Source organism: Providencia burhodogranariea DSM 19968, assembly GCF_000314855.2.
Classification (GTDB): domain Bacteria; phylum Pseudomonadota; class Gammaproteobacteria; order Enterobacterales; family Enterobacteriaceae; genus Providencia; species Providencia burhodogranariea.
In genome coordinates this window covers 1,211,767-1,230,893 of sequence record NZ_KB233222.1, presented here as the reverse complement: position 1 = coordinate 1,230,893, position 19,127 = coordinate 1,211,767, and the positions used below count along the sequence as shown (strand labels likewise).

Here is a 19,127-nt window from a genome sequence, read left to right as displayed (position 1 = left end):
TATTGCAAGAGCTAAAGCCAAAAAAGCCGCTCAGCAAGTCGAGGCAACCACCGAAGCTAATGCACCTGTGGTGTCTGCTGAACCGGAAGATGTTGATCCGCGTAAAGCAGCCGTAGCGGCAGCTATTGCTCGCGCTAAAGCTAAAAAAGCAACTCAGCAAACTAACGTAACCGCTGAAGCTGATGCTCCTGAGATGATCGCATCAGAAGACGTTGACCCGCGTAAAGTAGCCGTAGCGGCAGCTATTGCTCGCGCTAAAGCGAAGAAAATTGCACAGGAAAAAGAACAGCTGTCTGCTCAGCTCAATGAAGAAGAAGCTTTTTCACCTGCGGCAGAACTTCCTATTGAAGAAGAGACTGATCCTCGCAAAATAGCAGTTGCGGCGGCGATAGCTCGCGTTAAAGCGAAACAGACTCAGAAACAAAATGAACAAACAACGACAGAGTAAGTGATTAAATACCATGAAATTTAGGCCTATTGATCCGAATAATCGCCGTTTAAAAATTGCAAGCGCGCCTTTTACACATAATAAACAAAGCACGAGTATTGTGATGTTTTGGGTTTTACTTGCTGCAATACCGGGTATTGCAGTCCAAATTCACTTTTTTGGTATTGGTACTCTCTATCAAATTATCTTAGCCATGCTGACCGCTCTGATAACTGAAGGGATTGCTATTCGCTTAAGAAAACAACCAGTTCTTAATGTATTAAAAGATAATTCAGCTATTGTTACTGCCTTACTTTTAGGTGTTAGTCTTCCTCCATTAGCCCCATGGTGGATGATAGTTTTAGGTACTGCTTTTGCTATTATCATCGCTAAACAATGCTATGGCGGCCTCGGCCAAAATCCATTTAATCCTGCAATGATTGGCTACGTTGTATTACTTATCTCATTCCCTGTGCAGATGACCAGTTGGTTACCACCACAAGAGCTTCAATCGCTAGATATTACCGCCTTAGATAGCCTCTCGGTAATCTTTACCGGCCATACACCTACAGGCAATACTCTTGATGCTCTGCGAATGGGGGTGGATGGAATGAGTCAAGCGACGCCTTTGGATAGTTTCAAAACAGGCTTGTTAACTCACTCTATTTCCGATGTTCTGCAACAACCTATATTACAAGGTTCACTTGCAGGGATTGGCTGGCAATGGGTAAATATTGCTTACCTTATAGGCGGATTAATCATGCTTAATCGCCGCATTATCAGTTGGCAAATCCCTGTTTCATTCCTTGCGACATTAGCATTCTGTGCAACACTCAGTTGGCTTATTGATGATGGACGGTATTCTCCGCCTCTAGTACAGCTGTTATCTGGTGCAACAATGTTAGGAGCGTTCTTTATCTTGACTGACCCAGTCACTGCATCAACGACGCCAAAAGGTCGGCTCATTTATGGCGTAATGGTTGGGTTGTTAGTATGGCTAATTCGTGTCTATGGCGGCTACCCTGATGCAGTCGCTTTCGCAGTGATACTGACCAATATCGCAGTACCACTAATTGACCATTATACGCAGCCTCGTGCATACGGGCATGGACACAAATAAGGAGCCTTTATGCTAAACACAATGCGTCGTCATGGTACTATTCTGGCTCTTTTTGCAGCTGGTACTACGGCATTAAGTGCTGCTGTGTATACATTAACTAAAGATACAATCGCTCAACAAGCAGCTATAGTTCAAAAACAATTATTGGATCAAGTAGTTCCTACCAGTTTGTATGATAATGAGTTTGGACAAGAGTGTTATCTCGTTGGTTCTGAAGCTGCACTTGGCAATAAAAAGCCTCATCGCTTATACATTGCTCGTAAAAATGGTGAACCTGTAGCAGCGGCTATTGAATCAACCGCAACTGATGGCTATTCCGGCGCAATACATCTATTAGTTGGTGCAGACTTTAAAGGCACCGTACTTGGTGTTAGGGTAACGGAACATCACGAAACACCGGGTCTCGGCGATAAAATAGAAACCCGTATTTCGGACTGGATCACGCGGCTGAGTGGCAAAAAAATAGAATCTGAAAATGACCCCAAATGGGCAGTCAAAAAAGATGGCGGTGAATTTGACCAATTTACAGGAGCCACAATAACGCCAAGAGCTGTGGTCAATGCAACAAAACGCACAGTGATTTTCATGCAACAAATACCAGAAAATCTATCAAACTACCCTATTTGCGGAGCTGAGTAATTATGAGCGAATCTAAAGAACTTTTTGCGCAGGGTTTATGGAAAAATAACTCAGCGTTGGTGCAACTTTTAGGGCTTTGCCCATTGCTTGCTGTATCATCAACGGCAACAAACGCACTAGGACTTGGTCTAGCGACAACGTTAGTTCTTGTTTGTACCAATGTTGCTGTTTCCGCATTTCGTCGTTGGGTGCCAGCTGAAATCCGTATTCCAATCTATGTAATGATCATCGCCTCTGTTGTTAGTGCTGTTCAAATGTTGATTAATGCTTATGCTTTTGGGTTGTATCAATCTTTAGGTATCTTTATCCCCCTAATCGTGACTAACTGTATTGTCATAGGCCGCGCCGAGGCCTATGCTGCGAAAAATACTGTACCGCTTTCAGCCATTGATGGACTTGCGATGGGCCTTGGTGCAACAGCTGCTCTCTTTGTACTTGGTGCGATGCGAGAAATTTTAGGCAATGGAACCTTGTTTGATGGTGCTGATCTGTTATTAGGCTCATGGGCGAAAGTATTAAGAATTGAAGTACTACATCTTGACTCACCATTTTTACTCGCTATGCTTCCACCGGGTGCTTTTATCGGCCTTGCTTTAATGCTTGCGGGTAAATATTTAATTGATGAAAAAATGAAAAAACGTGCCGCCCTAAAATCAGGTCAAGAACCTGCTCGTGAATACCAAAAAGAACAAGGGTGCGGCAGCCATATTTCTAGATAAGATTAATTGTGAGCTATGAATAAATCGAAACGCATTGAGATACTGACTCGTCTGCGTGATAACAACCCAAATCCAACGACTGAGTTACAATTTAACTCTCCTTTTGAATTGCTGATAGCCGTATTGCTATCAGCGCAAGCAACAGATGTTAGTGTTAATAAAGCCACTGCTAAGCTTTATCCTGTCGCAAATACTCCCGAAGCCATGTTGGCTTTAGGTGTCGATGGAATTAAAAGCTATATTAAAACTATCGGCCTATTTAACACTAAAGCTGAAAGTGTGTTTAAAACATGTAAAATTTTAATTGAAAAACATAACAGCCAAGTACCTGAGAATAGAGAAGCCTTAGAAGCCTTGCCTGGTGTAGGTCGTAAGACGGCGAATGTTGTACTGAATACTGCTTTTGGCTGGCCAACCATTGCCGTTGATACTCATATATTTAGAGTTTGTAATCGCACCAATTTTGCACCGGGTAAAAATGTCGTTGAAGTCGAAGATAAACTTATTAAGGTTGTCCCTGCTGAATTTAAAGTAGATTGCCATCATTGGCTTATTTTGCATGGACGATATACCTGCATAGCTCGTAAGCCACGCTGTGGCTCTTGTATTATTGAAGACTTATGCGAGTTCAAAGAAAAAGTATATCCAGAGAATTAACATAACACTGCTCCCAGATATTGTTCACAACGCAATTTTTTTCTTGCCCTAAGACTTTGTCTTACGTAACAATAGGAGCCAAACTCAACCTTCATAAAAACGGTAAGTATGTTTCAAGACAACCCATTGCTCGCGCAACTCAAACAGCAGCTACATTCCCAAACGCCTCGCGTTGAAGGTCTAGTTAAAGGTACCGAAAAAGGTTTCGGTTTTCTCGAAGTAGATGGTCAGAAAAGCTACTTTATTCCACCGCCACAAATGAAAAAAGTGATGCATGGTGATAGAGTTATTGCTGCCGTCCATACTGATAAAGACCGTGAATTCGCTGAGCCAGAAGAACTTGTAGAACCATTTCTCAGCCGTTTTGTCGGTAGAATTCAGAAAAAAGACAATGATAACCGTCTGTTTGTTATTCCAGACCATCCTCTCTTAAAAGATGCTATTTCTTGTCGCCCAATCAAAGAAGTGATTCACGAATTTGCTCAGGGTGATTGGGTAGTCGCAGAAATGCGCCGCCATCCATTAAAAGGTGATAAAGGGTTTTATGCTGATATTACTGAATATATCACTGATGGCGAAGACCACTTTGCACCTTGGTGGGTGACGTTACGCCGTCACCAACTCGATCGCGCAGAGCCCCAAATGGTTGACAATGAACGTGATGATGAAGGGATTGAGCGTATTGACCTCACTAACCTTCATTTTGTCACTATCGATAGTGCAAGTACTCAAGATATGGATGATGCACTGTATGTCGAAAAAACAACAGAAGGCAATTTAAAGCTTTATATTGCGATAGCAGATCCAACTAGCTACATCAAAGAAGATAGTGATTTAGATAAACTGGCATTAGCTCGTTCTTATACCAATTACTTGCCAGGCTTTAATATCCCAATGTTACCACGCGAGCTTTCAGACAATCTCTGCTCTTTACGTCCTAATGAGCGTCGCCCTGCTCTTATTTGCTCTACTACTATTTTAGACGATGGCACAATTGCTGATGATATTCAGTTTTTCAGTGGATGGGTCGAGTCTAAATCAAAATTAGTTTATGACGAAGTCTCTGATTGGTTAGAGCAATCAGGTGATTGGCAACCAGTAAATGATCTCGACAAGCAACAAATTGAATTACTTAAAGAGATGGCTGATAAACGCAATCAATGGCGTCAACACAATGCTCTCGTCTTTAAAGATCGTCCTGACTATCGTTTCATGTTGGATGATAAAGGCAATGTACTTGATATTATTGTAGAAAGTCGTCGTACAGCAAATCGTATTGTTGAAGAAGCGATGATTACGGCTAACTTATGTGCAGCAATTCAATTAAAAAATACATTAGGTTTTGGTGTATTTAATGTCCATATGGGCTTTGAACCATTACAAATTGAACAAGTTGTGCAAACGTTGAAAGATCATGGTATCGAAACCACTACGGACTCATTGTTATCATTAGAAGGTTTCCGTCAACTACGTCGTCAATTAGATTCACAACCTACTCAATTCTTAGATAGCCGCATTCGCCGATTCCAAACATTTGCTGAAGTCAAAGGTGAGCCGGGTCCACACTTCGGGTTAGGTTTTGACGCTTATGCAACTTGGACATCACCAATTCGTAAGTATACTGACATCGTTAACCACCGACTCTTGAAGTCTGTGATTGCAGGAAAACCCGCTACAGAGAAGCCAAGTGAAGAGCTTTCAATTAAATTAGCTGAACGACGTCGCGCAAATAGAATGGCCGAACGTGATGTTGGTGATTGGTTATATGCTCGTTTCTTGAAACCTTCTGAAGGAACAAATCAAATTTTCCCTGCTGAGATTATTGATATTACTCGGGGCGGTATTCGCGTCAGACTAACGGGCAATGGTGCAGTTGCATTTATTCCAGCGCCATTCCTGCATAGTGTTCGTGATGAAGTTCAATGCAGCCAAGAAACAGGCTGCGTACTAATAAAAGGCGAACCAGCCTACCAACTTAATGATATTATCGATGTTAACATTGCAGAAGTACGCATGGAAACTCGCAATATTATCGCTCGCCCCGCCGCGTAATCGTTTTTAGTGCTACACTTAATAGGCTACTGATAAATATCGGTGGCCTATTTTCTCTCATAGATCCTATTACTTTTCCTCCAATATATTTATGTTTTCCATATATATCATTTCCTGATTATTCTGATTTGTATAATTGCTTATTGTGATAATTTGGTATCGTTCTTTGAACTAGGAGTAACTAAGATGAACACAACAAGTAAACGTATTATGACGTTCGTTTTGACGGCTTTTGTCGCTGTCAGCCTTAGTGCATGTTCGAATATGTCAAAGCGAGATAAGAATACTGCTGTAGGTGCTGGTGTTGGTGCTGTAGGTGGCGCTATTCTTACTGGTGGTGGCGCACTTGGAACCGTTGGTGGTGCCGCGGTCGGTGGCATTATCGGTAATCAGGTAGGTAAATAAATTTATGGATAAGGGGATGGTAATTCCCTTATCCTGCTTCTGCTTCTGCTTTATAAACTAGCCACCAGCCAGTTTCACTTGATAGCCTTTTGCTTCAAGTAGAAGCTTAATTACATCTCGCTTATCTCCTTGAATTTCGATATCCCCATCTTTTACTGAACCACCGCAACCACATTTTTTCTTTAGTTCTGCGGCAAGTTTAGCCAATGTATCATCTTCTAGATCAAGCCCCGTCACGACACAAACCCCCTTACCTTTGCGCCCGGATGTTTCGCGACGAATTCTGACGATCCCATCGCCTTTAGTCCGCTGGATTTTAGGTTTTTCTTCTTCTATGCGGCCAATATCTGTACTGTAAACTAAACGATTATTTGAATCACTCATACCAGATCCTTGATAGACTGATTAATTTGCTGCAATGATAGCGTTGGGTTTTCATTACGTGTGATAGGACGGCCAATAACCATATAATCAACACCTACATTTAAAGCCTCTTGTGGTGTCATAATTCGACGCTGATCACCAACCTCACTACCAATTGGACGGATACCTGGAGTCACTAACTTGAAATCCACTCCACATAATGATTTTAACCTTGCAGCTTCGTGCGCTGAACAAACAACACCATCTAAGCCACACTGTTTAGTTAACAGTGCTAAACGCTCGGCATGTTCTGCTGGCGTTGCATTAATTCCTACACCAATAAGATCTGATTCATCCATACTGGTTAAAACAGTTACCGCAGTTAATAATGGAGCCTCGTTCCCATAAGGTTCAAGTGCTTTGCGTGCAGCCTCCATCATACGACTACCACCACAAGCATGAACGTTAACCATCCAAATACCCATCTCAGCAGCAGCAGCCACCGCTCTAGCAACTGTATTTGGAATATCATGGAATTTCAAATCCAGAAACACATCAAATCCACGCTCGTGAAGCGATTTAACAAATTGAGGACCATTGAAGGTAAACATCTCTTTACCGACTTTCAAACGACAATCACGCGGATCGATAAGGTCAACAAAGGCCAATGCAGCATTTGCATCATCATAGTCGAGCGCAACAATGACTGGCGAGTGAGTTGATACGCGAGCGCGGTTCTCAGTTGAAGAAATCATTTAGTAGTAGCCTTAATCGAGGTTGGTAAATTTCATTAATAACGTGACGCTGTCACTGACCATCAAGCCCTCTGATAGGTTTGATTGTGTCCCATGAACGGCAGGATGGACAATGCCAATATAAAGAGCGTGAAGTAAATCCGCATTTATGGCAACGATAATCAGGTTTAGTTCTAATTTGTTCACCTACCATTTTACGAAGTAAAATTAAGCTTTCTTTTGCTCGACCTTCTTCCGCTTCTTGTAGGTGATAATCCATTAAACGATAAAATAACCGCATCGTTGGATGACGTTGAATTTGGTCATTAATATAATTAGCAGCAGCTTCATGACTTTGTTTTTCGACAATAATATCTGCTAAGTATAACTCAGCTGCTGCGCCTGTATTTCCAGAAACACACTTACGCAGATATTCTTCCCAAGCACCAATATCATCAACATATTGATAACTATCATGAAGTAATGGCAATGTTTCGGAAACAAGCTCGCGATCTTGATCATAAACCTGTTTAAGCACATTAATCGCTTTGTCATAATGTTCTTGTTCGATGAAAATTCGCCCTTTCATAATCGAAACACGCGCACAGTTTTTATCTGCTTGCTCGGCTTTATTCAATAAATTTAAAGCGCCATCTAAATCATCACTACCAAGATGTTGAATCGCTAATTCACAATAAAAGTGAGCAATATTCTCACGAAGTTCTTCATTGCCTAATTTAACTAATTTACCAGCAGTATCTATCGCCTTAGTCCATTCGCTCGTGAGTTGAAAAATAGTAAGCAATGATTGTAATGCACTAAGTTTGAAATCAACTTCATCAGTCAGTTGTTGAAACATATTTTCGGCGCGATCATAAACACCTGCGGCCATATAATCTCGACCGAGTTGTTGGGTTGCTAATAGCCGTTGCTCAAATGAGAGAGAAGCACTTTCCACCAGCGATTGGTGAATACGAATGGCTCGTTCAACTTCACCTCGAGACCGAAATAAATTACCTAATGTTAAATGTGCTTCAAAAGCTGAGCTATCCTCTTTCAACATATCCAAAAAGAGGTCAACAGCTTTATCTTGTTGATTAGATAAAAGGAAGTTAACACCTGTCACATAATCTCGTGACAGGCGATTAGCATGTTGCTGCTTATCTTGTTGAGCACTTCTACGCCCCATGTACCAACCGTATGCAGCAGCGATAGGTAACAATAGAAACAGCAACTCAAACATACAGGTTTATTCCTTGCTCTTCGCTGTCACGAGTTCTGAAGATTCAGGGATAGTTTTATCACTGGCACTTAGTTGCGACTCAAGGCGTTTTATTTTACGACGTGCATTTTTCAAGCTGATCATTGCGCGCAGGTAAAAAACCCCTGCAACAAGCCACCCCAGCACAAAACCAACACCAAACAAAGAAGCTAAAAGTGAAGAAACTGAGAAATCCCCTTGCGCAATCAGGTAGTTAAATGTAATAACCTGATTATTGCTTGAGCCTAGCGTAATTGAAATGATAAAAATAACGACAGCTAGTAATAAAATCAGAAAATATTTCACATTCTTTCCCGTTATTAGTTCTTATGAAAACAAATTATCTACCTGATAAGGTAGCATTTCTGGGGCATTCAGACAAAGTAATTTATCTTATAGGCCTGCTTAGTTAAGTCTACTAAAGATCCTCACTTCTTGTTCTAGTTACGCTTGCTTCGTAATGCGAACCTTATTTTGCAATAACCTACAGGCAGCAATTGCTAAAATCGCACTTATTGTAATCGAAACGATCACATCTACAGGCCAATGCATTCCTAATAATATTCGGCTAAACACGATACACTCTGACCAAATGACCATAATCACCACTAGTGCATATTGTCGTCGTTGCCAAAACAGGCCTATCAATAACAATGCCCATCCAGCAGCAAATAAAACATGACCGGAGGGGAAGGAATAACCCGTTTCCGCCTGCCAATGTTTTCTCTGCCAAGGAGGAATTTGGTCGCTGTGTTTAACCGTATTTTTAATTAATTCAACACGTTCTTTTCTGTTCAAATCATAAAAATCTAAATTAGCTATACCATATTCTTTTTCAAGCCACACAACATAAGGACGAGGTTCTTTGACACTATTTTTAATAATTCCCTTTAATCCTTGCCCCACAAGAATACAACAAATAATAATGACAACCCATTTGACAATTATTTTTGTTTCAGGACGACAAACATAAAGAGTTATCCCTAGTAAGATAACTGAAGTGATGATGCTATAAGGTAATCCAGCGGTTTCTGTTAGCCAAAATAGCCATTTAATTGACTGAACATCTTGAGAGGGGCTCCAATTCCAACCAGTAGTAAGCAGAATTACTGGCGGTAGCATTAATAAAATGGCACAAGATAAGATGACGTAAATTGTTTTATTCATTTTATGCTATCCATGTCAGTTAGGGGATTCAGGTGAATAAAATTAAGTTCACAATAGATTAACTCTGTTATATTAATAAGATCACTAGCCGTGTACAAACAAATATCAACCTCCATATGCAAGACGTCATTTAGCATCGATAAATGATTCTTTATGTCAATTAATGTTACTAATTAAGCAAGAGTTATCTCATCTAATGAAAGAAAATATGCAGCTAAAACGCGTTGCCGAAGCTAAATTACCAACCCCTTTCGGCGAATTCTTAATGGTAGGGTTTGAAGAAATTGCAACAGGTCGTGACCATGTTGCACTCATTTTTGGCGATATTTCAGGAACAGAGCCTGTACTTAGTCGAATTCATTCAGAATGTTTAACTGGGGATGCTTTATTCAGTTTACGCTGTGATTGTGGCTTCCAATTAGAAGCTGCCCTTTCTCAGATTAGCAAGCAAGGCCGTGGTGTTCTTCTTTATCATCGTCAAGAAGGCCGTAATATTGGCTTACTTAATAAAATTCGCGCTTATGCTTTGCAAGATCAGGGGTTAGACACCGTTGAGGCCAACCTTAAGTTAGGCTTTAAGGCGGATGAACGTGATTTTACACTGTGTTCTGACATGTATAAGTTATTAGGTATCAATGAAGTTCGCCTATTAACTAATAACCCTAAAAAAATTGAAATCATGCGTGAAGCTGGTATCAATGTGATTGAACGTGTTCCTCTTATTGTCGGTCGTAATCCAAGCAATGCTCATTATTTGGATGTTAAAGCTGAAAAGATGGGCCATCTGTTATTCAAACATCAATAATACCGCCTAAAGGGAAGACGGTCTAATAGCGCTTCCCTTACCCACTTTAAGATAATATCGATTGGTTATAAGACATTTGCCGACTGATATATTCACTTTCATTTTATAAGGTTTATACTGTCCACCAATATAATGACCTTGATAAATAAGCTTATAAAATTAAGTTTATTTTTCTGATTGCAAGGAGATATTGTGAATAATCTGCATTCTATCCAGCGCATGCGAAGATTGCGTAAAACCGAAAAATTTCGTGATTTATTTCAAGAAACCCATCTTTCAATTAATGACTTATGTCTTCCTATCTTCGTCGAAGAAGGTCTTGACGATTATAAACAAATTGATAGTATGCCGGGTGTCGTGCGTATCCCTGAGAAACGGTTAGCTTATGAAATTGAGCGTATTGCCAAAGCAGGTATTAAATCAGTCATGACCTTCGGCGTGTCCCACCATCTTGATGAAACTGGAAGTGATGCATGGCATGAGAATGGTCTTGTCTCACGGATGTCACGCATCTGCAAAGACACAGTTCCTGAAATGATCGTTATGTCGGATACCTGCTTTTGTGAATACACTTCACATGGGCATTGTGGCGTGATGCATGGTGATGTTGTTGATAACGATGCCACTATTCATAATTTGGGATTACAAGCAGTTGCTGCTGCCCAAGCTGGAGCAGACTTTATTGCCCCTTCAGCCGCGATGGATGGTCAAGTTGCCGCTATTCGCCAAGCTCTAGATGCTGCTGGCTTTACTGATACCGCAATTATGTCCTACTCCACCAAATTTGCTTCTGCACTATACGGCCCATTTAGAGATGCTGCGGGTTCATGCTTAAAAGGCGACCGTAAAACTTATCAAATGAACCCAATGAATCGCCGCGAAGCTATTCATGAATCTCTAATTGATGTTCAAGAAGGTGCGGATGCATTGATGGTAAAACCAGCAGGTGCTTATCTCGACATTATCCGTGATTTACGCGAACGTACTGAATTACCGATTGGTGCTTATCAAGTGAGTGGTGAGTATGCGCAAATTAAATTTGCTGCTATGGCAGGTGCAATTGATGAAACACGCGTCACACTTGAAACATTAGGTTCAATTAAACGTGCTGGTGCAGATATCATCTTTACTTACTTTGCACTGCAACTTGCTGAAGATAAAATTTTGTCTCTGAAATAATCTTATTGATACCAAAAGTGCCCGCCGATGTTCTCATTCGCGGGCATTTTCTATACTAAGTTTAGCCTTTTTGTACCGCTAGCTGCTCAGTAAACCGTTGAGCATAATCTGCAGCGATACTTGGTTCATAGAGGCCGGTAATAAGTAACTTTTGTTTTCCATCCGTTGTGTTCGCAACAACTCCCCAAGATGTTATATCATCCCTTACTTTATACATTTCATCCGGATCTGTAGACTTTTCAGGCATCGCAACGATAATATCGGTATCCGTTAATGGGGCAATATCAAATGAGATATAGTCTGCATATCTCCCCAATGGAAATTCTTTATCAACAAATAAACGAAGGTCAAAAACTTCAGTTTCAGGTGTCTGCATTACAATTGAATAGAGATTCGGAATATGTTCAAGAATATCTCTGACTTCATCTTGATATCGATGGCTTGCTGAAGTACTCACTAAAATATCTGCAGCCCAAAGTGCCCCTTTGTAAAAATCAGTCGCGTTAATATCTGCCATGTATTCTTCCTTCACATTGATATTTCATTGATCTGCCTATCTTGATAGCCATAAGCAAAACCGCATTTTTATACCTTAAATAATTCAACCTGCATGTGGATAACAAACTCAACTGTCCAGATAAATACGACTTGAGCTGCTAAGCGTTATCAACTTCCCAGATAACTTGAAATATAACGGGTATATTCGCTTCCTTAAAAACAAGCAATTGTCACTTAGCTCGTTTAATATCTCTTTATAAAGTTAAACACATCTCATTCTAGTGTCGAAATTTTTAAGCCCAATTTTCATAAAAAATGAAATTACTTTTCCTTTCACCATCCATCACATATTAAAAATAGCGTATTTCTAATTATTAACATAAGCAAACAAATAAAATATGAACTTCATGACCTCATCATAACGTGAAATTAATGCTCAAATATTGAGAAATAACAATAAAAAATGCCCATAGTGCATACACATACAGGCATTTTTATTAATTGGTTAAAATTAATGCAACATTTGTCGGATCACATAATGTAAGATGCCGCCGTGACGGTAATACTCCATCTCTGTTGCTGTATCAATACGACAACGAGTAGATATTTCTTGCACACGTCCATCACCATACGTAATTTTCACCACGAGATGTTGACCAGGTTCGAGCATCTGCAAATACTCAACATCTATACGCTCATCACCGTTAAGACCTAATGTTTTACGGGTTGTTCCTTGTGGGAATTCTAGAGGTATTACCCCCATACCAATTAAGTTAGAACGGTGAATACGCTCATAAGACTCAGCAATAACGACTCGCACCCCCAGTAAATTCGTTCCTTTTGCCGCCCAATCACGACTAGAACCTGAGCCGTACTCTTTACCAGCAATAATCGCAAGTGGCCGATTTTCTTCTTGGTATAGCATTGCAGCATCGTAGATCGCCATCAATTTACCGGTTGGAATATGTTTTGTATAACCGCCTTCCACTCCCGGAACCATTTCGTTACGAATACGGATATTAGCAAAGGTACCCCGCATCATAACCTCATGGTTTCCTCGACGAGAACCATAAGAGTTAAAATCAACCTCAGCCACACCATGTTCTTGCAAATAACGCCCCGCTGGGCTATCCGCCTTGATATTACCAGCAGGGGAAATATGGTCAGTTGTCACTGAGTCACCCAATATAGCCAAAATATTGGCTCCATGGATATTTTGCACGACTTCAGGTTCAGCTTTCATTCCTTCAAAAAATGGTGGGTGACGGATATAGGTTGAATCGTTTTGCCAGTTGTAAGTTGAAGAACTTTCGACTTGCAGTGCACGCCAAGTTTCATCTCCCTCAAAGACCGCACTATATTCTTTGCGGAACATCTCTGTTTTCACTTTTTCGACCGCATTTGCTATTTCAATATCTGATGGCCAAAGATCTTTTAAATATACATCATTGCCATAAATATCTTTACCAAGTGAGTCGGTTTTAACGTTGATATTCATGTTGCCAGCTAGCGCATAAGCAACCACTAATGGCGGTGATGCTAACCAGTTTGTTTTGACCAACGGATGGATACGACCTTCAAAATTTCGATTACCAGAAAGCACGGCCCCCACGGTTAAATCAGCCAATTTGATAGCTTCTTCAATTGGTGCTGGTAATGGTCCCGAATTACCAATACACGTCGTACAGCCGTAACCAACAAGGTTGAAGCCAAGTTTATCTAAATAAGGAGTTAAACCGGCTAGTGCTAAGTAATCAGTCACGACTTTTGATCCCGGTGCTAATGATGTTTTGACCCATGGCTGACGTGATAATCCTTTTTCAACGGCTTTTTTCGCTAATAACCCTGCGGCCATTAATACACTTGGATTTGAAGTGTTAGTACAAGATGTGATAGCTGCAATCACTACCGCACCGTCTAACATTTCAAATGTTTTCCCCTGATAATCGACAACAGACGGCTCCAAATTAATATTTTTATTAATTTCTAGCTCAATAGCAGATTGAAAAGCTTTTGGAACTTGGCTCAGTTCAACACGGTCCTGCGGTCGTTTTGGCCCTGCTAGACTTGATTCAACTGTCGACATATCCAATTCTAATGTACTAGTAAAAATAGGCTCATCACCTTCATGTCGCCATAAACCTTGTTCTTTACTATATGCTTCCACCAGCGCAATTTCATCCTCACTGCGCCCTGTCAGCTTCATGTATCCTAAAGTGATATCATCAATTGGGAAGAAACCACATGTTGCACCGTATTCAGGAGACATATTAGCAATGGTCGCTCTATCAGCCAGTGGTAAATACGCTAAGCCATCACCATAGAACTCAACAAATTTGCCAACAACACCATGCTTACGTAGCATTTGAGTTACTGTTAATACAAGGTCTGTCGCAGTAATACCTTCAGGTAATTTTGCTGTTAATTTAAAACCAACAACATCTGGGATCAGCATTGAAACGGGTTGGCCTAGCATCGCGGCTTCGGCTTCTATTCCACCAACTCCCCAGCCTAATACACCTAGACCATTGATCATTGTGGTATGAGAATCTGTGCCTACCAAGGTATCTGGATAAGCATACAATTCCCCCTCTATTTCTTCATACCAGACTGCTTTACCAAGATACTCGAGGTTAACTTGATGGCAAATACCTGTACCTGGTGGCACAACCCTAAAGCGATTAAAACCTTTTTGCCCCCAACGTAGAAAAAGATAGCGCTCATGATTTCGCTTCATTTCGATTTCAACGTTTTCACCGAATGCTCTGTCAGTAGCGAATTCATCAACCATCACCGAGTGGTCAATAACCAAATCAACCGGGGAGAGAGGATTGACCTGATTCACATTCCCGCCCAATGATTTAACAGCTTCACGCATTGCAGCTAAATCAACAACCGCGGGTACACCTGTAAAATCTTGCATCAGTACACGCGCAGGTCGATAAGCAATTTCTCTATTTGCATGTCCGGTTTGCTGCCAATCGACGATAGCTTGAAGATCTGCCTCTACAACCGTTTTATCATCGATGTTTCGCAGTAAATTTTCGAGCAGAATTTTGAGGGATTTAGGTAGTTTAGCAACATCACCGAGTTGTTTAGTGGCAATTGGCAAACTGAAATAATGATAGAGCTTACTTCCAATATTGAGTGTTGCTGCACTTTGTTTTTTTAGGTTCAACGACATAACTCCTCCTTGGTATTTTATGATGATTATTTGGTCATCTTATTTACCTATTTACCCAGTAAATAGCATAGGATTTGTTTCTTGCTTGTAATTATAGATGCTAGAAATATTTACTTTATGGATTTTGTGTCAATTCCTTAAATTTAATGTGCTTATCATCAAATTTAGATAAATAGAGAAATAGAGAAATAGAGAAATAGAGAAATAGAGAAATAGAGAAATAGAGAAATATTTTACTCAGTGAGAAGAGTTAAAACCAAGAAAACTAAGAAATAACATCATCAGCGCTAAGTACTCAGGGCATTTAGAATCGTAAGTATAAATAAGCAAAGCCCTAGAAGTACACATCAGTATGCAACTAGGGCTTGCGAGTGCAGCCAACAACGCAGCGGTTCGAAAAGCGAAGAATATTTAGATGATTGGAAGGGATATGTCCTTAAACATTATCTCTATATCCTCATTATTGCGTAACGCAATCGCCCTATCCACGACATCACGCGTCAGATGCGGTGCAAAACGCCAAATAAAATCATACATATAGCTACGCAAGAAACTAGTTCGCTTAAATCCAATTTTGGTTGTGCTATAGCTAAACTTATCGCGCATATCGATAAATACAAGATCGCTATCTAGTTCTGGATTTGCAGCCATACTAGCAATAATGCCAATCCCTAACCCTAGTCTAACATAGGTTTTTATGACATCTGCATCGGTTGCCGTAAAGATGATTTTAGGTTCTAGATTCGCTTTTTGAAATGCGACATCAAGCTCTGATCGCCCAGTAAAACCATGGGTATATGTCACAATTGGATATTGTGCAACATCCTCTATTGTCACATTTTTCTTTTCTGCTAATGGATGCCCTTTTTGAACAACAACACAACGGTTCCAATGGTAGCAAGGTAGCATGATCAAATCGCTATAAAGGTGTAATGCTTCGGTCGCTATCGCAAAATCACTATTCCCCTTGCAAACTTCTTCAGCAATTTGTGTCGGCGAGCCTTGCTGCATATGTAGTGATACATGAGGATAACGCTCAATAAACCCTTTTATGACAGGAGGTAAAGCATAGCGAGCTTGTGTATGCGTAGTTGCAATATTCAGTGTCCCTCTATCGGGATAGGTATGCTCTCCAGCAACAGAGCGTATTGCTTCAATTTTTGATAACACTTCACGAGAAATACGGATCACTTCTTCACCAGCAGGTGTAACATGAGTTAGGTGTTTGCCACTACGAGCAAAAATTTGAATACCTAATTCATCTTCAAGCATACGCACTTGCTTACTGATCCCGGGCTGAGAGGTAAATAACCCTTCTGCAGTTGAAGAGACATTTAGGTCATGATTAACCACCTCAACAATATAACGCAATTGCTGTAATTTCATATTTAGGTACACCTCTACAGAGCAGCAAGGAATTTTCTATAGCTAAAAATTATTACTTATAATTAAAAGCCATATACATACGATTTAATATAACCAATATATCATCTTATTATTGAAAATGTATAGCAAGATGAAAAAATTTCACCTAAGTTATTTTATATTGAAATTATTACATTGATTAACTAGTAAGGAATTGCAAAGTCACAACAAAAAACTCTCAGACTATGCTTGAATAGATGTTATGTAGTTCTCAGGATTGATTTGCTAGTTTTAACCTTAAACAATGGATATATACAAAAAATAATTTGAGTTACATACCAATATTGAGTAAAGCTATTTCTGTAATGAAAGCTTGATGTGTGTAGATATAATCAAGTAATTAAGGTAGCTGAACGAGGATAAAGTATAACTTGAAATATGACGGTATAATGATTCTCAACGAAGAGAGGATGTTACATGCAGAAAAAAATTTTGGCGCTTATCATCAGTATGTCAACTATCGCGATGGCTCCTAGTCTATACGCTAAAGAAGTTTCTTATGGAAACCAAAAGATCGTTTTATCCGATAACATCAGGTCTGGTGATGATTTTTATCGCTATGTAAATCAGGATTGGATTAGCAAAGCACAGATTCCCGTAGGAATGCCCCGCATCAATTCCTTTGTCGAGTTGTATCTAAATACAGAAAAACAACTTCAAACTATCGTAGATCAGCTTCAAAGCGCACAAGAAAGTACACTCGACCATAATCAGCGTAATATTCGCAATTTATATTTGAGCTACTTAAATGAAGATGCAATTGAAAAAACGGGGATAACTCCTCTCCAAAACGATCTCAATGCGATTTCGAATGCTAAAACACACAATGATATAAGCCAGCTAATGGCTTTGCCTGCTTATACTCCATTTATTTCATATTGGGTCGATCTTGATGCTAAAAAGCCAGATACCTATGCGCTATACCTTGGGCAAGGTGGACTTGGCTTACCGAATCGTAATTACTATCTCGATGACACGCCGCAAATGCAGGAAATTCGCAAAAATTATATTACCTATATTGCTACTGTGTTGAAACTTGCAGGCGAAAAAGATGTTGATAAAAAAGCTCAACAGATTTTTGACCTTGAAAAATCAATGGCTCAAGCCCATTGGAGTCCTGAAGCTCGTCGTGACACCATCAAAAACTATCACCCGATGACACTTGTTGAAATGAAAAATTTCACTAAAGGTTTTGAGTGGGATAATTTCTTTAAGCAATGGCATATTTCAGACAAACAGCTAGACAAAGTGATTGTCGAAAATGATACCGCAGTACAACAACTGGCTAAAATCTATGCTGACACTCCTATATCTACGCTACAAAATTACCTGCGTTTCCATTATTTAAGTGACCAATCTCCTTATTTAAATCGTGATTTTGCTGATGCTAGGTTCGATTTTTATTCACGTAAACTTAACGGGATCGAAAAACAGCGAACACGCAAAGAACGAGCCCTTCAAACGGTTAACCAATTACAAGGTGAGCCTATGGGACAAATTTATGTTGAGAAATATTTCAATCCTGAATCAAAAGCTAAAATTAAAGATTTAATCAGTTATGTTAGAGGAACATTTAATTCACGCCTAAAAGATAATGATTGGATGGATGAGCCCACTCGCCAAGAAGCACTAAAAAAATTAGAGCAATTTACAGTTAAGGTTGGCTACCCTGACAAGTGGAATGATTTTAGTAGCATCAATTTGCAACCTGATAATCTGTTAGGTAACTACCAACAGGTTTTAAATTGGTCCTATAACGATAATATGAGCAAGATAGGTAAACCAGTACGTAAATGGGAATGGGGAATGACGCCTCAAACTATCAATGCTTACTTTAACCCTGTACAAAATGAAATTGTTTTCCCTGCGGCTATACTACAAGCGCCATTTTTTGACCCAAATGTCGATCCTGCCTATAACTATGGTGCTATTGGTGCCGTGATTGGCCATGAAATGGGGCACGGTTTCGATGATCAGGGCAGCTTATATGATGGAACTGGGCAATTGCGTAACTGGTGGAGTGATACTGCAAAGGCGCATTTTAAAGAAAATACGAATAAACTTGTTGAGCAATTCAATAGCTTTTCCGTCGATGGTCAGAAAGTCAATGGTGAACTCACACTTGGCGAAAATATAGGTGACTTAGGCGGGTTAAATATTGCGCTTAGTGCTTATAAACAATTTGTCAAAGAGCATTACCCGAATGGAGAAGCTCCGATTATTGATGGTACTACTGGCTTACAGCGTTTCTTTATTTCTTGGGCTCGAACTTGGCAGGAGCTCTCTAATAAAGAATCTGAACGTAATAAAATTCTAACGGATCCACACAGCCCTAACCAATTCCGTGCCAATGGTGTCGTTCGTAATATGGATGAATGGTATGAAACCTTTGGTGTTGATAAAAATAACAAATTATATCTTGAACCTGATCAGCGTATTCGTATTTGGTAATGAAACTAAAAGGCGCTGAAAATCAGCGCCTTTTCATTCAC

General features: G+C 40.0%; 17 protein-coding genes and 1 pseudogene. 10 read left to right on the top strand and 8 right to left on the bottom strand.

Annotated elements, in window-relative coordinates; translation table 11 throughout:
• The 7 genes and pseudogenes from OOA_RS05185 to osmB all read left to right on the top strand — a co-directional run.
• Nucleotides 1-448, top strand: a pseudogene (locus OOA_RS05185) (electron transport complex subunit RsxC); the annotation flags it as partial.
• 13 nt (nt 449-461) lie between these two features.
• Entirely contained in the window at nt 462-1,547 is a 1,086-nt protein-coding gene (rsxD, locus tag OOA_RS05180; protein ID WP_008911078.1) for an electron transport complex subunit RsxD, read from the top strand.
• Nucleotides 1,548-1,556: 9 nt separating this feature from the next.
• Nucleotides 1,557-2,186 carry an electron transport complex subunit RsxG gene (gene rsxG, locus OOA_RS05175; protein WP_008911077.1) on the top strand — a complete coding sequence of 210 codons (630 nt, stop codon included), beginning with the start codon at nt 1,557-1,559 and terminating at the stop codon, nt 2,184-2,186.
• A gap of 2 nt (nt 2,187-2,188) precedes the next feature.
• A complete protein-coding gene (locus tag OOA_RS05170) occupies nt 2,189-2,905 on the top strand; it encodes an electron transport complex subunit E (protein ID WP_008911076.1) in 717 nt (238 codons plus the stop codon).
• A gap of 15 nt (nt 2,906-2,920) precedes the next feature.
• Nucleotides 2,921-3,562: an endonuclease III gene (gene nth / locus OOA_RS05165; RefSeq protein ID WP_008911075.1), complete on the top strand. Its 642-nt coding sequence runs from the start codon at nt 2,921-2,923 to the stop codon at nt 3,560-3,562.
• Nucleotides 3,563-3,670: 108 nt separating this feature from the next.
• Complete coding sequence (locus OOA_RS05160; protein WP_008911074.1) at nt 3,671-5,614, top strand: exoribonuclease II; 1,944 nt, start codon at nt 3,671-3,673, stop codon at nt 5,612-5,614.
• A 186-nt stretch (nt 5,615-5,800) separates the two neighbouring features.
• Nucleotides 5,801-6,019: an osmotically-inducible lipoprotein OsmB gene (gene osmB, locus OOA_RS05155; RefSeq protein WP_008911073.1), complete on the top strand. Its 219-nt coding sequence runs from the start codon at nt 5,801-5,803 to the stop codon at nt 6,017-6,019.
• Between the two features lie 57 nt (nt 6,020-6,076).
• Here osmB and yciH read toward each other — a convergent pair whose 3' ends face one another.
• The 5 genes from yciH to pgpB form a co-directional block, all read right to left on the bottom strand.
• Nucleotides 6,077-6,403: a stress response translation initiation inhibitor YciH gene (gene yciH, locus OOA_RS05150; RefSeq protein ID WP_008911072.1), complete on the bottom strand. Its 327-nt coding sequence runs from the start codon at nt 6,401-6,403 to the stop codon at nt 6,077-6,079.
• On the bottom strand, nt 6,400-7,137 hold the full coding sequence (gene pyrF / locus OOA_RS05145; protein WP_008911071.1) for an orotidine-5'-phosphate decarboxylase: 738 nt from the start codon (nt 7,135-7,137) through the stop codon (nt 6,400-6,402). The genes yciH and pyrF overlap by 4 nt, the downstream gene beginning before the upstream one ends.
• A gap of 52 nt (nt 7,138-7,189) precedes the next feature.
• Nucleotides 7,190-8,359, bottom strand: coding sequence for a lipopolysaccharide assembly protein LapB (gene lapB / locus OOA_RS05140; RefSeq protein ID WP_008911070.1), 1,170 nt, complete (start codon nt 8,357-8,359; stop codon nt 7,190-7,192).
• A gap of 6 nt (nt 8,360-8,365) precedes the next feature.
• Entirely contained in the window at nt 8,366-8,683 is a 318-nt protein-coding gene (locus OOA_RS05135) for a LapA family protein (protein WP_008911069.1), read from the bottom strand.
• Between the two features lie 138 nt (nt 8,684-8,821).
• Nucleotides 8,822-9,544 (bottom strand): phosphatidylglycerophosphatase B, encoded by a 723-nt coding sequence (gene pgpB, locus OOA_RS05130; protein WP_008911068.1) that lies wholly within the window; start codon nt 9,542-9,544, stop codon nt 8,822-8,824.
• A gap of 208 nt (nt 9,545-9,752) precedes the next feature.
• Between pgpB and ribA the strand changes: the two genes are divergently transcribed.
• Nucleotides 9,753-10,349, top strand: coding sequence for a GTP cyclohydrolase II (ribA, locus tag OOA_RS05125; protein ID WP_008911067.1), 597 nt, complete (start codon nt 9,753-9,755; stop codon nt 10,347-10,349).
• Nucleotides 10,350-10,541: 192 nt separating this feature from the next.
• Entirely contained in the window at nt 10,542-11,528 is a 987-nt protein-coding gene (gene hemB / locus OOA_RS05120; protein ID WP_008911066.1) for a porphobilinogen synthase, read from the top strand.
• A 61-nt stretch (nt 11,529-11,589) separates the two neighbouring features.
• On the opposite strand, the gene OOA_RS05115 is transcribed toward hemB, so the two are convergent.
• The 3 genes from OOA_RS05115 to cysB form a co-directional block, all read right to left on the bottom strand.
• Nucleotides 11,590-12,045, bottom strand: coding sequence for a hypothetical protein (locus OOA_RS05115; RefSeq protein WP_008911065.1), 456 nt, complete (start codon nt 12,043-12,045; stop codon nt 11,590-11,592).
• A gap of 492 nt (nt 12,046-12,537) precedes the next feature.
• Nucleotides 12,538-15,210 carry an aconitate hydratase AcnA gene (gene acnA, locus OOA_RS05110; RefSeq protein ID WP_008911064.1) on the bottom strand — a complete coding sequence of 891 codons (2,673 nt, stop codon included), beginning with the start codon at nt 15,208-15,210 and terminating at the stop codon, nt 12,538-12,540.
• 411 nt (nt 15,211-15,621) lie between these two features.
• Nucleotides 15,622-16,596, bottom strand: coding sequence for an HTH-type transcriptional regulator CysB (gene cysB, locus OOA_RS05105; RefSeq protein ID WP_008911063.1), 975 nt, complete (start codon nt 16,594-16,596; stop codon nt 15,622-15,624).
• Between the two features lie 456 nt (nt 16,597-17,052).
• Here cysB and OOA_RS05100 point away from each other — a divergent pair, with 456 nt between their 5' ends.
• Nucleotides 17,053-19,086: a M13 family metallopeptidase gene (locus OOA_RS05100; protein ID WP_008911062.1), complete on the top strand. Its 2,034-nt coding sequence runs from the start codon at nt 17,053-17,055 to the stop codon at nt 19,084-19,086.
• The last annotated feature ends 41 nt before the right edge of the window (nt 19,087-19,127 follow it).